This window comes from Haloplanus sp. C73, from assembly GCF_051195115.1.
In the GTDB taxonomy this organism is placed as follows: domain Archaea; phylum Halobacteriota; class Halobacteria; order Halobacteriales; family Haloferacaceae; genus Haloplanus.
The window spans coordinates 183,526-197,670 of record NZ_JBNTJZ010000007.1 but is presented as its reverse complement, the minus strand read 5'-3'; the positions used below and the strand labels follow the sequence as shown (position 1 = coordinate 197,670).

The following is a 14,145-nucleotide window of genomic DNA, read 5'->3' as shown; positions in this document are numbered from 1 at the left end:
TCGCCGCCTGCTCTCGGAGGTCCGCCTCGTCGACGTCGACGTGGCTGAGTAGAAGGAGACAGTACGAGCGGTGGCGGCTGCCGTCGTCGATTAACAGTGTGTGACAGCAGACCTCCGCCGGCGAGACTGCGTCGAGATCCTCGGAGTAGACGTAGTAGCGATGGCCGGTGAGCAGGAACTGGAGGTCGAAGGCCGCGAACCGGGAGAGGCCTGTTTCGTGGAACGCCTCCGCATCGATCTCCGTCTCGGCTTGGGCGAGGAATTCGTCGTAGTCTTCCCAGAGAATCGTCCCCTTCGGGGCAGCGGCTTCGAGGCGTTGACGATGCAGCTGGTGTGCGAGTTCACGGGCGAACTCGTGGAGGCGGTCGAAGTCGGCGTTGAACTCGTAGCGGCCGTCGGCCGTCCCGACGAGCCCACGGTCGCGAAACCGCTTGAGGACGCGGTTGACCGTGTTGCGGTAGTTATCGCTCCGGTCGGCGATCTCAGAGACGGTTCGCGGCTGGTCGAGGTAGTACAGCACCTCGAGTGCCTTGCCGGTCAGTAGCTCGGGGAAGTCGATATGGGAGTGCTGGTGGACGAGGTCCCGGTAGAGTTCGACGGCGCGAGCATCCGATGGAACGACTCGTTTTCGCCGCCCGTCGCGTTCCGTGTAGACGAGTCCCTTTTCGACGAGGTCGGCGACGGCACGAGAGAGGTAGCTCTCGCTGTGGTCGAGTTTCGTCGCGAGTTCGGAGATCGTGTCGCCGCGGTCGACCGTGGCGAGGACCTCGAGTTCGATACGCCGGAGCACGGTGTAACATAGTACGAAACTTGTATATAAAGAAGTTTCGAGTAGTGTTACAGTCAGCAGGCACGAGAGTCGTCTCCATCGTCTTAACCAACAAAACTATGGATTCGTGGGTCGTGTTGGTTAACACGAGAGTAGCCGATGTCCTACGAACCCCCGACCCCACCGGCGAACCTCCCGACGGAGATCGTCAACACGCTCAACGAGTCGGACCCGGAGCAGCTCCGAGATGTTGCGACGTACGCTGAAGCGCTCGCCGAGCACAAGGAACGAGAGGCCCGACTCGAGGAGTCGGCAGATCAAGAAGAGGTCGAAGAGCGACCGGACGATCTCCCGGACGACGTCCCTGCCAAAGCGACGATCACGATCAAAGAAATCAACGACAATCGCTACTACTACTGGCAGTGGCGGGAGGGCGATTCAGTGAAGTCCAAATATAAAGGGCCGGTCAACCCGGACGAATAGCCCCGGACATTCATCAGTGATGCCGGTTGCTAATGGGCGGCGAGAGGCCGACCCATGCCCATCGAAGTTGAGTGTGATTTCTGTGGTGAGACAATCTCAAGACCTCCGTCGGTAGTGGAGCGTGCAGAGCACCACTTCTGCGATAAGACTTGTCAGGGGAATTGGCGGTCTGAACAAAACGACAACAGAGTCACCCTCCACTGCGACTACTGTGGGACGGATTTCAAACGATACGAGTGGAATCTCAAAGACGATCAGACAAACCAGTTCTGTAGCAACGAGTGTAGGGGACGATGGCAGATAGAAAATCGTCCACAGACAGAATGTACAAACTGCGGTGAGACAATCGGGCGGATTCAGTACGATATCGAATCAGCTGATCGCCATTTCTGCAGTCGAGACTGTCAGTGGGAATGGCAGGAGGAGACAGCTACCTACGATTGGGAATCAACCCCGAACTATGGACCGCTATGGAAAGAGCGGCGTGAACAGGTCTTAGAGCGAGATAATCGAACCTGCCAGGGGTGTGGCCGTAGCGAAAACGAACTCGGATATACGCCGCGAGTACATCATATTCGGCCGTTCGCGGAGTTCGATGAGGATGAGGTCGAAGCTGCTCACGATCCATCGAATCTAGTCTCGCTCTGTGAGCCTTGTCACACCAGATGGGAAGGCGTCCCGCTTCGTCCGAAATTGCTCTTAGAATAGGTCCGGAGGAAGATACCTTGCTCAGGACAGAACTCGACGAGATGCCGCAGGATATGGATGGCCCGATCAATCCGGACGAGTAAAACTCGATGATGGAGGACACCCACCCCACGTTTCCGTCGTAACTGGATGTTGGTGGAGGGGGTGACGCTGATTTCGAAGGGACCACACCCCCCGCGTTTCCGTCGTTTCTCCACGACGGCGTAGGGAGAGGCTACGATAGTGCTATACAGCCACTAATTCTGTTGACCTAGAACCAATCTAGAGATGAACTAACTTCTGCAACACATAGATTAAAGTGGTATAGCTGAGAAACGCTCATTAAGTGTACTTCAACCAATGAGGAGGCGAAGTACTTCGCCCCCTCAGATGAAACAATCCTTTCCAGCTGCTTCTGTAGACGGCCAGTATTGGACGGATAGGCCGCTCTCGTCTTTGGTATCTCGTCGTGGACGTCTTCTTCGAGTCCCCTCCCCACCTGTTCGGTGATTACGACGGAAACGTGGGGTGTGTGGGTTCGGGATTCGACATCGAGGCGATGCTTCCGTCTACGGGTTTCCTCTCTCACGTCGGAAACGCGGCTATATTGTCAGCAATCCAATTTCACCGAATGACGGCATTTCCCGGCTGATATCGGACAAGGAACGTCGGAAACGTGGGGTGGCGTTCTCCACTAGATTTATACTCCCCCCGCTCACACCGTGTGATATTCAATGACGCCCGACTCTTCACCCAGTTCTGTCGACGATCCACTCTTTGAATCCGGGCATCGAATCTTCGCGAACAAGGATCTCCTGAAAATCGGCCACGTGCCGGAGGCTGACCGGATCGTCGGTCGCGACGAGGAAATCTCGAAGCTCGCGAAACGTCTCAACGGTGCTGTCCACGGGTACTCCCCGGAAAACGTGATGATCTACGGGAAAACGGGGACCGGCAAATCTCTCGTTTCAAAACACGTCTGTCAACGAGCTCAAAATGCCGCTCAGGATGGCGTCGAGATTGGAACAGCGTATATCGACTGTGCTGAAGACAATACCGAAACCCAAGCAATCTCCTCACTGGCCGCGAAGCTGAACGATGAACCTTCAACTGGAATCTCCGTCCCCCATACCGGCCTCAGTACGTCGAAATACTACAAACTCCTCTGGAAGACGCTCGACGCTCAATTCGATTCTGTGATCATCATCCTCGACGAGATCGATCTGATGAACGACGACAGCGTGCTGATGAAGCTCTCACGCGCTGAGGAGGCGGGGAAAATCGACTGTAGCGTCGGTGTCATCGCGATCAGCAACAAGATCCAGTACGTCGACAACGTGAACGAGCGCGTGAAAAGCAGCTTCCAGCACAAGGAGCTGTTCTTCAAGCCATACGACGCCAACCAGCTCCGGGAGATCATGTTCAATCGTGAGGACGCCTTCCAGGACGGCGTCCTTTCCGAGGACGTGATTCCGCTCTCGGCGGCCTTCGCCGCGCAGGAACACGGCGACGCTCGGAAGGCGATCGACATTCTTCGTCACGCCGGGGAGGTCGCCTACGAGGCCGGAGCAGAGCAGGTGACGGAGGAACACGTCCGCCAGGCACAGCAGCACGCCGAAAAGGACCGGTTCAGAGAACTCGTGAACGGCGCACCCACGCAGGCGAAAGCGGCGTTGCTGGCGCTCACGGAACTGAGTGTCAACAGCAATGACGATGCGTTCCTCACGAGCCGGGTGTACGACCAGTACGAACGCATCTGCAACCATCTCGATATGGATATCCTCTCCGTCCGCCGGTTCCGCGACATCCTGAAAGAGCAAGCCTTCCTCGGGGTTGTCGAAATCGAGAAGATCAACAAGGGGAGTGCGGGCGGCATCCACCTCCAGAACCGACTCATCGAAGATCCCCAGGTCGTCCGCGAAACGATCCTCGAGGACAGCCGGATGCAGGACTGGACTCGCGAGTAGTGACCCCCTACTACTGAGTGGGTGCGGACGACGGAAATCTGGGGTGGGGCGTGAGGAAACGACGGAAACGAGGGGGGTCGAAAATTACGTCGGAAACGTGGGGTTGGATCGAAACGACGGAAACCAGGGGTGGGGTCCACTACGACAGTTCGTTGGTGGCTCCGAACGAGCTCAAAACGGCGTCCCTCTCACCGGAGAGCTCTCGGCGAATGTCGGACCGATCCCACCCAAGCGGTGAAAGCACGCTCTCGACCGCTCTGACCAGCTGCGTCTCGTAGTACGAGGCGTCGTAGGTCTCGATCTCCTCGTGGGCAAGGGCGACCCGGTCTCGCGAGGATTTCTCGTCGTCGACGACCACGTACTCGATATCTTGGCCCGGGTGGACTGCCAGGTCCTGCTCGCGAGCCCGTTTCAAGGCGGCCACGTTCTGTGTATTCTGTGAGTAGCCTTCCAGCGGCTTGGAGACACGATTCCGCTCCACGAGTCGCTCTACTGCTACGGTGCCCGCCTGCAGTTCGTCGATTGCTCGTTCGAGCCGTCCGAGCACCGCGTGCGGTGACCGCGTGGCATCGAGCCGGTCGAGACAGTCCCGCTGGACGTCCTCGATGAACGGCGGGGTCGAACGCTGTCGGGCTTCGATACCTCTTATCTTGAAGTCGTCGTCGCCGGCGACCTTTCCGAAGTACTTCGTCAGCGCGCCGGCGTCGCTCTCGCGCTGCGGGACGAACGCCACCCAGTCGTAGTGGGCCTCGTGTTCGAGCCGAATCTCGACGCGGTCCGTAATCTCCGTCGCAAGCATTCCGAGGTCCTCGCGGTCCTCGTCGTCGACGTCAGGGTCCGGCGTCACCCAGATGGAGTCGACGATGCCGTGGACGACGCGCCAGCCGCCAGCTTCCAGTCGCTGTTTCGCCGTTAGTAGGATCTCGCGAGCGAACGCGTTGATTGCTTCGTGGCACTCGATGCGGCCGAACTTCGCGTTGCTGAACCCTTGATAGCCGAAGCAGGCGACGAGGATCCACTTCAGCGCTCCCGACCGCCCCTCGAGTTCTGCCAGTCGGTCCTCGTCGGGGTTGTCCCGTTCCTTCTTGCGACGGATGGCCGCCTTGATCTCGTCGCGAGCGTCGATGATCGGCTGCAGCACGTCGACGAGGTAGCCCCGGTCGTCGCAGATCGAGTACCCGAGGCCGGGGACGTCCTCGCGGTCGCTGTGGCACTCACACCGGATGACGTCCGGCGAGACGTTCCGGGTGCAGATGATGTTCGGATACAACGAGGAGAAGTCGAGTTCGTGGACGTTCTCGTGGAGGCCGACCTCGGGTGCGAAGATGAAGCCACCGCGGTCGGCGTCGTGGAGCGTCCCCATCGGCTTGTAGAACTCGTGGCGCCAGGAGTTCCAGGGGACGAGGACGCCGCGGTCGTGGGCCTCACAGATCTGGATCGCCGTGAGCACGTTCCCGATCGACGCCCACGCAAGCTCCTGGACGGGTTTTTTCGAGCGCGACACGAGGTCGAGGACGCCGTCGAGGTTCGTTTCCCCGTAGAAGAACGTGTTCGACTCGTCGATGATCGCCCGGCCGGGCACGTTGTACCGCGCCGGCGAGTGACCGACACGGCCGTAGCTCGAGTACGTCGACCGGCTCGCGAGCTGCTGATAGTCGACACCCGGCCACCGACTTAGCGAGAAGTCGTCGACGCCGGCGTCCGTCGCCATCTCGTACAGGGTCGGGACGATCTCGCTGGTTGAGCAGACCAGGACGTCCGGATCGTGCGCTTCGAGTGCCCCTTGGACGGCGGTCAGGATATCCGTTGGCGAGCCGGTGACGGCGTCGCCGGCGACGGACAGTTTCTCGTAGACGTCGTTGCTCGTTTCGGTCACCGGAACGCTGAGCCGGAGCGTCGACAGTTCGCTCGCCGGCGTCGGATCGGCACCGGTCTCCAGACAGTACCGGAACTCTCGCGAAAAGTCCACGTTGAAGCAGGCGAGATCCCCGACTGGATAGTCCGACAGCTGGCGCGCTTGCCGGGCGAGTGGGGTGACGCGGTCGATGTGGGCGACGTTGACCGCGAGAACAGTCTCCTCGTCTCGTCGAAAGCCCGGCCGTCGCGCAACCATCTCGGTCGCGACGACATCCGGGTGCTGGTCGTACACCGATTGGAGTGTCGTGAGGTCGATGTCGGACGCTGGGTCGCGAGCGGCGACGTAGAAGCGTGGGGTGTAGTCATCGCGCTCGGTCGCGACGGCGCCGTCGGCGGTTGCCTCCCACTCCAGGACGCGGCCGTCGTCCAGAAAGTCGATACTGAACGGCATTGTCACGGGTTCGAGTCCGGTGGAGCGGCCTCCTGGTCATCGCTCGCTGTGACCGCGGCTTCGAGCTCCTCGAGACGTTCTTCGTGGTCGTCGAGGCGCGCCTCCTGTTCGAGATCGATGCTGAGTAGCGCCGGCAGCAGCGGGTTCTGGTGGTTCAACAGCCCGCTCGCGTCGGCGTGCTCGCGGGCGTACTCGAACAGCCGGTCGAAGCGCGGCTGGTCGCGACGCCGCAGTGCCCGGCGGAACTCCGCCCACCGCTCTTCGATGGCCCGGAGCGCATCCCGGTACGTCGGGTTTGTGCGCCCCATCGCTATCGGCCTCCTGTCCCGGTCGCGGTCCACGCATCGAGCAAGGGGTCCGCAGTGGGCGCCACCGTCTCACCGTCAGCTGTGACGCCTGTCCCGACACCCTCCGGAGTCGGCGTCGACGGCGTCGGCGTTGTCGGTTCCACGCCGACCTGCGTGGCGCGTGCCGCGAGCAGCTGCCGCCAGTACGCGAACGTCGTCTGGTAGTACGCGCCGTCGTCGACGGGATAGACGAGCGTCTCGAAGTCCTCGCCGACGACCCGTGGGCCCATCCGAGTTTGCTCGCACTCGAGGTGATGGTCGGCGACCGTCGCGACTGGCTCGGTGAATTCGTTTCGTTCGTTTCGCGTAACGAGCACCGGGATGTCGTACCCATCGGCGTAGGTCGCCAACCGGGCGAGAGTTCGAGCCTGGAGGGTTTTCGCGTGGGTTCCGCCAAGGGTATCGTCGGCGCGGTACTGGGCGTCGACGGCCGGCGCGACGATGAGGGCGGGTGTGTGGGGCGACGTGTCCTCGTCACGACTTGGTTGCCCTCGACCGGCCGCCCCGGCATCGGCGGTGGACGTCTGGATTACCTTATTCACCGCTGACGGGAGATCACAGACCGCGCCGTAGTGCTGGTAGGCGGTGAATCCGCGGGCAACGTGAATTCGGTTGAGCAACCGTTGACTGGGCGCGATTTGGGCGAGTGTCGTCGTCGTCGCGTGTCCGTTTGCGTCGACCCAGAAGGCGGGCCCGTCTTGCAGGAGGAGATGGTCGAGTACGAGCGACTGCAGGATCGGGACGCCGCGGCCTCCCTCGACGTCGAGCAGGGTGATGCCGTCGTCGAGCTGCGGCAGCAGCATCTCGTCCGTAGCCGGATCGGCCTGGTCAGCGAGGGACCGATTGCGGTCAGCTCCCCGTGTCGGCTGGTCCACCGCCAATCGGTTCGATGTTGAATGTTCTCCCATACTCGACTAGTTGTCTACGTTCCCGATAAGCCGCGGCGTGGCGCTTCCGCGTTTCAGGGAAGGGCTGGAAGGTATGTAGAACCGGACTCAGGCAACGGATTTCTGCCATCGTTCGACCGTTTCCGAGAACGTTTCCAGAGAGGAAGGCAGACAGTATCGTCGAATTAACCAACAGACCGGGGATTCCAACTCGATTGTTGGTTAAGACTTCCTGAACGTATGGCGATCTCGCCCTCACGTAATTCTGTTGACGGCCCCGCATATCCCCCGAGCCTACGATCTGATGTGATCGACGATTGTTCTCAGCGCGGTTACATCGTCGTTATTGTACTGTTTGAGTCGATCCCAGTCTGGTTCTTCGCCGTCGAGGAGATATCGCGTGTACTTGCTCCCGACCACAAACCCGTCGATAGTCGGGTCTTGATATTCAAAGCCGAGTGCGCTCGCTACGACGTCCAATTTATGCCGATTGAAGGGCCCAAAGAGTTCCTGTTGGGCAGTAATCCCGAGGTCGTGTGCTCGCTCCAGATGGTCGATCCCCTCAGTAATGCCGTGTTCGTCGAATCTGCGACTGAGACACTGTTCGTCGAAGTAGTTCCCTCCGTAGTAGATGATCGGCTCGGAGCCATGATCATCAAGGTACTCAGACAGATCCTGAAGAAGTGCTGACTCGTCGTCAGGCCCGAAGAATTGTCGGTACGCATCGTTCTGGTAACTGTAGGTGCCGACCAGCCAGATCCGCTCCTGCTGAAGATCCGTTTCTATGTCCAAGAGGAGAGGCTCCGTATCGTGAAGGTCGTCGAAGGCGGACTTGTTTAGAATCACGACCTCATCGTTTTCGAAAGCCTGTCGATGAGCAATCCACCGGTCCACGTGCCATGACGAGGCTCCAGGGAGGGCTTCGAGTTCGGCACGCCGTTCTTCGGTAATTTCATCTGGGTTAGTGATCCCTAACTCACTGAACTGTTCTACTCGGTTTCTCCCGACCTGGACGAGATCAGTCAGGCGACTGCCTAGCAGATGGCGAGTGTCGTAGAACTCGTATTCGATTGACTCCTTCGAGGCGTCGATGGTGATGAGTGCGTATCTTCCTGGGTCGTCTACTCCGTCGTGGGATGCGATGTTGATCACCGTGCCGTACTCGAGGGTTTCAGCTCTACCTCCGAATTGATGGCAATGACCGCAGACGGTAGCTGGGGGCTGGATGTCGTCTATGAAGCTCCTGACGGCCTTCGACCCGATATGTTGTTGCCCGAATCGCTTCCCGATATCGAGAATGCCGAAGGGAGGAGTGTGTGTGACAAGAATCGGAGTTCTGTCTTCACAAGCGGTGCGGTGTTCGGAAAGGTGCCGTTGGACGTCGTCCTCGGTATAGGTGATGAGACCAGGTCCCTGGGTTGATCCTTCCTGGCCGATGAACACGAGACCCTCGTAGGTGTATGGTGTCCTGTGGAGGTCGGTGGTAAATTCCGAATCGAATTGCGGACCAGTTGACGGAGGGAAGTCGTCGTTCCCTCGGACATAGAGCGATTGTTGATGCTTCGTGAGGCGAGCAAGTTCTGCCAGATGATCTGTGTCAGTATCGGCGTTTTTGAAACGTGAAAGGTCGTCGCCGGCATACAGTAGTAGATCTGGAGTTGGTTCTACAGTTTCGAGAATGGTGTAGAGATCGTCAATAGGTTGAGAGCGCCAGTCAGATACAGCGAGAATGTGGGTCATTTTGGTTGAGCGTAGTTAGTGTAGCCTCTTCTATCGTTTGTTTAGGTGTACCGTTTGTCATTAGGAGATTCTTCGCCCCGTTGTCGTTAACCAACAACGCAGGCTTATCGGGACAATCTGTTGGTTAACGGTGAGATTCCTGTGCGACCACGTTGAAGATGCTTCCCTCCGAACTCCTCGGTATGTGTGGCCGGAACTCGCTCTTCATCGACCAGGCCGACCTCGAGGCTCGCTTCGACGCCGAGGTCGTCACAGACGGCGGGTACACACCCCGATACAACATCGCACCTGGTGACGACCTCCACATCATCACGAACGAGGCTCAAGACGAGATCGATGCCTACCACTGGGGGCTGATTCCGTTCTGGGCGGATGAACCCGAGGAGGGCATCATCAACGCTCGCTCCGAGACTGCCGACGAGAAACGCGTCTTCGAGCGGGCGTGGGAATCACGTCCCTGCCTCGTCCCCTCGTCAGGGTTCTACGAGTGGAAATCGCCGAACGGCGGGTCGAAGCAGCCCTACCGGATTTACAGAGAGGACGACCCCGCATTCGCGATGGCCGGGCTCTGGGACGTTTGGGAGGGCGACGACGAGACGATCTCGTGCGTCACGATTCTCACGACGGAGCCGAACGACCTGATGAACTCAATCCACGACCGGATGCCGGTCGTCCTCCCGAAGGACGCTGAGTCCGACTGGCTCGCCGCAGACCCGGACACCCGCAAGGAACTGTGCCAACCGTACCCGAAGGACGATCTAGACGCCTACGAGATCTCGACGCGGGTCAACACCCCCGGCAACGACGACCCCCAGGTCATCGAGCCGCTGGACCACGAGCAATCGGGCCTCGGCGAGTTCAGTTCCTGAAAGCTGACGGGGTCACCGTTACTGCATCGGTGACGCCGCCGCTGAATCGACGAGCGAGTACTCTCGGTCCCGACTCGTCCCTTCCGCCTCGAGGAGGTTGTACTGCTCCATTTTCGAGAGGTACGTGCGGATAGTCCGCTTCGTCCGCGGATCATCGACGGCCTCGGAATAGCGCTCGTGAATCTCGCTCGGCCCGACCGGGCCGTGCTCGCGAACGATGTCGTAGACGACGCGCTGGTGCGGCGTGAGCGAGTCGAGGCTCTTCTGCTTGATCTGGGCCCGAGCATCCTCGGCGGCGTCCAGGAGAATATCGTCGGTGATGCGCTCGTGGTTCTCGCGATCGGCCTTGCCGGCGGCTGTTCGGAGGATGCCGATTGCGAGGCGGGCGTCGCCGGCGGCCGCGTCGGCGATCCGGTAGAGCTGGTCGTCGGTGATGACGTCCTCATCGAGGCCCCACTTCGCCCGCGCACTCAGAATGTCGTACAGCTGCTCGTCGTGGTACTTGTCCATCCGGACGTGTTCGCTGGAGCGCAGGCGGCTCACGAGGCGGTCGTCGACGCGGCTGAACAGCTCCTCTTCCTTGTTCGCGATGCAGATGATCGCGAACTGCGGGAGGCTGTGGAGGTCGTAAATGACGCTGGGGTCCTCCAGTTGGTCGACCTCGTCGAGAATGACGACGGTTCGCGGGCCGTCGTGCTGCTGGAGGCGGTCGACGAGTTCGTCGTGCGGCGTCGATTGTCGGTGGATGTCGATGGTCGCGCCGAGGTCGTCGAGGATCTGGTAGAGCGTGCGGAACCGCGTGTAGTTGCGCCAGCAGTTGACGTAGGTGGCCTCGACGTCGAGCACCTCCTCACGTAGGCGTTCGGTGACGAATTGCGAGATGCACGTCTTGCCGGCGCCGCTGGGTCCGGTGACGATAGCCGTGTCGGCGGGTTCACCGTTCGTGATTGGCTCGAGGACGCTAGAGAGATGGTTGACTTCGGCGTCGCGATGCTCAACTTCCCGAGGGACGAACCCGGCGCGGAGAACGCGAGCATCGCGGATCATCTTTGCTTGATAGACTGGTTTTAGGTCAGATAATAAAAGCCTGATCGGGTTGTTTCCGGAAAGCAGCCTGAGCAGTAAATCGAGAGGCAATATCCGCGCGCTGTGTGTTGGTTTGACCAATAGAAGTATAGGATTTCCGGAACCATCTGATCTCACATTCCATTTCAGTCGGAATTAACGGTCATTCTATGTGATAGGGTTATCTCGGTGGATGTCTGGTAGCTACGTTTTCAATAATATCGAACAATCGCATTCAATTCCTGTGTCACTCTCACTTCGCCAGGATTCGCAGTCATCACAGTGAATTACTTCGAAGATTTTCTCGAAAGCCTCTATGTTTGACTGAAGTTCGCCTTTAGTGAATGACGCAGCCTCTGGCTCAGAATAGTGGACATTCTTATTCATTCCCCAGAGATTCTGATCGATAAACATCTGCATGTTGCCGATCGTATCGAGCAAGTCATCAACTTCTCCATCATTTAGTGTAGTCTCGTCGTCTGTTTCCCCCTCTCTTAGTCGATCGGAAAGCACGGGCATTAGCGAATTAAGATAGTCACTTAGCGAAAGATTTCGTATCTTGTCGAATCTAACTTCTACATTGAAATTCTCGCATCCCCTCGCAACATAGTATTCGGACATCTTCCGTGCCCAAGCTGCTGCTGCCGTTAGATCATTATTCTCGAGATGGTATTCGATATTTTCACGAGGCTGGGTGATATCGATGTGCTGGTGTACGCCAGCGTGGTAGCTCCAGCTACTCAAATGAACCACGTTTTCCTCACTGTCGATGTGATCGCTGCGTCGGAGATGGCGGCTCCAGACCAAATCGTGAGTCGTGAATAGGAACTGAAACTCGTCCCCGTATTCAGAATTTAGAATGCGGGCCACGTTTGCTCGATGATCGGCATCAACGGAAGAAAGAACGTCATCCAGTAGCACAAGATCAACCGACTCCGGGGTGACGGCACGGGTCATTGAAAGGAACAGCGCTAACCCAATGATGTCCTGCTGACCCTCGCTGAACAGCAGGTTCGGACGATGTGTCTCGCCGTCGTGGAACGGGACTCGGAACTCAACTCCGGCATCTGTTGATTGAAACGTCCCGTCATCCGGATCTACCATCAACTCACTGGAGAAAGTATCGAGGAGAGATACGAACTCATTGTATATTTCAGACAGCGTGTCGTCCATAAGCTGCTGTCGGACGCTCTGAAACTCTGTGAAGACCGTTTCGGCGATCCTATGGAGGCGCTCTTTTTCATCAAGAGTTTCTACAGTCTGCTTGTATTTCTCGTAGCGCTCGGTCGCTACTGCAAGCGTTCTATAGGCGGCCATTTGATTATCGGGTTCTTCAACTTTCTCGGAAATCCTCTGGAGATGATTGAGCGTCTCGTTGATGTCTGCTGGAATCAACGAAGCTTCGAGTTCTGTAGAATCCACTTCTATGTGGGGAATATCAAGGAGATCCCCTGAGGTGAGTTCATTCCGTGTCTCTGCCAGCTGTTCGCTGAATTCTACCAAGCGTTCCTGTTCTGATATGATGGGCTCGTAATCTTCTGGAATCTCGTGTTCAAGATCTTTGATAAGCGACTCCAGAGGTCGCTCCAGATCACGAAAGGCGCTCTGTAGATTGTCAATCCGTTCGCTAATATGGTTTCGCAGATGTTCAGCCTCGGTAACATTTTCACGCCGATCATCTAGTAACCCCGCCAAGTCGCGGTCGCTCCAGTCATCCAAGCAGAGTGGACACTGGTCGGTATCGTCATCAACGAGCTTCTGTCCCTGCTGAATCAGGCTTTGTGCCTGGATATCCCGTCTTAGTTTTGGGCGGGAATCCAGCTTCTCAATTGTGCCTATCAAATCCTCGAAGGGTTCTATTATATCCTCTCGGATATCGTCTACGCCTGAAGCGACGTCACCGAGCCTGTCGACGGTCTTGGTGCGGGCAAGTGGATGAACGGAGGGTTGGCTCGGTTCGGTGATTCCGTCGGTGAACTCTATCGTCCCAAGATCATCTATTGGATCTGCGTCGTACTCGGCTCGAAGTGCGTTTACCACCTCCAGCGCAGTCGTGTCGGAAGCCACGGCAGGAGCTCCTTTGCCGAGAATTTCCTCTGCTCCCGTTTCTAATTCGTCATAAAATTCTCTACGCGCCTCGTCCATTTCCTCTTCAGTCTGACTCCGTTGGCTTTCGAAGTCTCCTTCGGCCCGTTGGAGCGTTTTCCGGTACTGATCAATCCTGTCCAGCCGGAGCATTTCGTTTAATGCCTCTCCTCGCTTGCTGTCTGGAGCATCGACGAATCTTAGCAAGTCCTCACGAGTCAGGAAATTCAGCCTGCTTTTCGTCGCTGCCTGAAGAGTTCGAATAGATTGGGGGAGTCCTTCGTCGTCTTTCTCGTCACTTCTGGATACAAGTGTGAGTTCACCGTCTTCAAGACATCGCTGAATACAAACTTCGATATCTTCTGTTTCAAAGGTAGCGGTTACTTCACACTCCTCTGGACTAGCTTCTCGATGGTGAATGTCATCAGTTGGTGACTTGCGGCCAGTTCCGGTGCCCGTTACGTTCGATACTTCTCCTGTGAGTAGGAACTCAATCGCCTGAATGATGCTACTCTTACCGACTCCATTCGGTCCATAGATGAGAATTCCGTCGGAGGAAAAATTGATATCAAGACAGCGGATTCCCCGAAATTCTCTGATCTTAAGACTACTCAGTCTCATCAGTAATTCCCTTACTTACTGCGGATTTTACGAGATCGACCGATTCTAGTCCTAGGTCGTCTTCGTCTTGTAGAGCAGCGATAACGGCATCTGGAATATCCTCATCGTTCTCAATTCGTCGCTTGAACTCCGAGAGAATCTCCCTATGTAGGCTATTGAGTTCTTTCGTCATAGATTCACTTGGTGATTGCTAAGGGTATATTCCTTTTCCAACCCAGCTGTAATGGGGTTGTTCGAAGGTCTCAATAGTGAGTCAATCATCACCGATGACTACATCTACACACTGATAGAGTTAATCGAGATCTATCTCTGTAGGA

General features: G+C 57.5%; 12 protein-coding genes. 4 read left to right on the top strand and 8 right to left on the bottom strand.

Translation table 11 applies throughout. From position 1 onward, the window contains the following. The coding region (locus ACQUSQ_RS13530) for a MarR family transcriptional regulator (protein ID WP_435069840.1) at positions 1-790 on the bottom strand (790 nt) is incomplete at its 3' end. 138 nt (positions 791-928) lie between these two features. Between ACQUSQ_RS13530 and ACQUSQ_RS13525 the strand changes: the two genes are divergently transcribed. The 3 genes from ACQUSQ_RS13525 to orc4 all read left to right on the top strand — a co-directional run bounded on the left by ACQUSQ_RS13525 (position 929) and on the right by orc4 (position 3,906). After that, positions 929-1,252, top strand: a complete 324-nt coding sequence (locus ACQUSQ_RS13525) for a hypothetical protein (RefSeq protein WP_010904196.1) — start codon at positions 929-931, stop codon at positions 1,250-1,252. 54 nt (positions 1,253-1,306) lie between these two features. Beyond that, positions 1,307-1,960 carry an HNH endonuclease gene (locus ACQUSQ_RS13520; RefSeq protein ID WP_435069837.1) on the top strand — a complete coding sequence of 218 codons (654 nt, stop codon included), beginning with the start codon at positions 1,307-1,309 and terminating at the stop codon, positions 1,958-1,960. A gap of 713 nt (positions 1,961-2,673) precedes the next feature. Continuing rightward, complete coding sequence (orc4, locus tag ACQUSQ_RS13515) at positions 2,674-3,906, top strand: DNA replication protein Orc4 (RefSeq protein ID WP_092893736.1); 1,233 nt, start codon at positions 2,674-2,676, stop codon at positions 3,904-3,906. A 139-nt stretch (positions 3,907-4,045) separates the two neighbouring features. On the opposite strand, the gene ACQUSQ_RS13510 is transcribed toward orc4, so the two are convergent. The 4 genes from ACQUSQ_RS13510 to ACQUSQ_RS13495 form a co-directional block, all read right to left on the bottom strand. Next, complete coding sequence (locus ACQUSQ_RS13510) at positions 4,046-6,214, bottom strand: type B DNA-directed DNA polymerase (protein WP_435069835.1); 2,169 nt, start codon at positions 6,212-6,214, stop codon at positions 4,046-4,048. Positions 6,215-6,216: 2 nt separating this feature from the next. Continuing rightward, positions 6,217-6,522, bottom strand: coding sequence for a hypothetical protein (locus ACQUSQ_RS13505; protein ID WP_435069834.1), 306 nt, complete (start codon positions 6,520-6,522; stop codon positions 6,217-6,219). Positions 6,523-6,524: 2 nt separating this feature from the next. Continuing rightward, positions 6,525-7,469, bottom strand: coding sequence for a hypothetical protein (locus ACQUSQ_RS13500; RefSeq protein WP_435069832.1), 945 nt, complete (start codon positions 7,467-7,469; stop codon positions 6,525-6,527). 273 nt (positions 7,470-7,742) lie between these two features. After that, positions 7,743-9,188, bottom strand: a complete 1,446-nt coding sequence (locus ACQUSQ_RS13495) for a ribonuclease H-like domain-containing protein (RefSeq protein WP_435069831.1) — start codon at positions 9,186-9,188, stop codon at positions 7,743-7,745. A gap of 182 nt (positions 9,189-9,370) precedes the next feature. Here ACQUSQ_RS13495 and ACQUSQ_RS13490 point away from each other — a divergent pair, with 182 nt between their 5' ends. Then, positions 9,371-10,057, top strand: a complete 687-nt coding sequence (locus ACQUSQ_RS13490) for an SOS response-associated peptidase (RefSeq protein WP_435069829.1) — start codon at positions 9,371-9,373, stop codon at positions 10,055-10,057. Between the two features lie 18 nt (positions 10,058-10,075). Here the strand turns inward: ACQUSQ_RS13490 and ACQUSQ_RS13485 are convergent, their stop codons facing one another. From ACQUSQ_RS13485 to ACQUSQ_RS13475, 3 genes are all read right to left on the bottom strand, one after another. Then, positions 10,076-11,104: a Cdc6/Cdc18 family protein gene (locus tag ACQUSQ_RS13485; RefSeq protein ID WP_435069827.1), complete on the bottom strand. Its 1,029-nt coding sequence runs from the start codon at positions 11,102-11,104 to the stop codon at positions 10,076-10,078. A 222-nt stretch (positions 11,105-11,326) separates the two neighbouring features. Beyond that, complete coding sequence (locus ACQUSQ_RS13480) at positions 11,327-13,828, bottom strand: AAA family ATPase (RefSeq protein WP_232590524.1); 2,502 nt, start codon at positions 13,826-13,828, stop codon at positions 11,327-11,329. Further along, on the bottom strand, positions 13,815-14,000 hold the full coding sequence (locus ACQUSQ_RS13475; RefSeq protein ID WP_232590525.1) for a hypothetical protein: 186 nt from the start codon (positions 13,998-14,000) through the stop codon (positions 13,815-13,817). The genes ACQUSQ_RS13480 and ACQUSQ_RS13475 overlap by 14 nt, the downstream gene beginning before the upstream one ends. Positions 14,001-14,145 lie beyond the last annotated feature (145 nt).

Excerpts from the sequence above, each read along its gene's own strand:
- ACQUSQ_RS13525 (WP_010904196.1), top strand. The coding sequence starts at position 929 with ATGTCCTACGAACCCCCGACCCCACCGGCGAACCTCCCGACGGAGATC.
- ACQUSQ_RS13520 (WP_435069837.1), top strand. The coding sequence starts at position 1,307 with ATGCCCATCGAAGTTGAGTGTGATTTCTGTGGTGAGACAATCTCAAGA.
- orc4 (WP_092893736.1), top strand. The coding sequence starts at position 2,674 with ATGACGCCCGACTCTTCACCCAGTTCTGTCGACGATCCACTCTTTGAA.
- ACQUSQ_RS13510 (WP_435069835.1), bottom strand. The coding sequence starts at position 6,214 with ATGCCGTTCAGTATCGACTTTCTGGACGACGGCCGCGTCCTGGAGTGG.
- ACQUSQ_RS13505 (WP_435069834.1), bottom strand. The coding sequence starts at position 6,522 with ATGGGGCGCACAAACCCGACGTACCGGGATGCGCTCCGGGCCATCGAA.
- ACQUSQ_RS13500 (WP_435069832.1), bottom strand. The coding sequence starts at position 7,469 with ATGGGAGAACATTCAACATCGAACCGATTGGCGGTGGACCAGCCGACA.
- ACQUSQ_RS13495 (WP_435069831.1), bottom strand. The coding sequence starts at position 9,188 with ATGACCCACATTCTCGCTGTATCTGACTGGCGCTCTCAACCTATTGAC.
- ACQUSQ_RS13490 (WP_435069829.1), top strand. The coding sequence starts at position 9,371 with ATGTGTGGCCGGAACTCGCTCTTCATCGACCAGGCCGACCTCGAGGCT.
- ACQUSQ_RS13485 (WP_435069827.1), bottom strand. The coding sequence starts at position 11,104 with ATGATCCGCGATGCTCGCGTTCTCCGCGCCGGGTTCGTCCCTCGGGAA.
- ACQUSQ_RS13480 (WP_232590524.1), bottom strand. The coding sequence starts at position 13,828 with ATGAGACTGAGTAGTCTTAAGATCAGAGAATTTCGGGGAATCCGCTGT.
- ACQUSQ_RS13475 (WP_232590525.1), bottom strand. The coding sequence starts at position 14,000 with ATGACGAAAGAACTCAATAGCCTACATAGGGAGATTCTCTCGGAGTTC.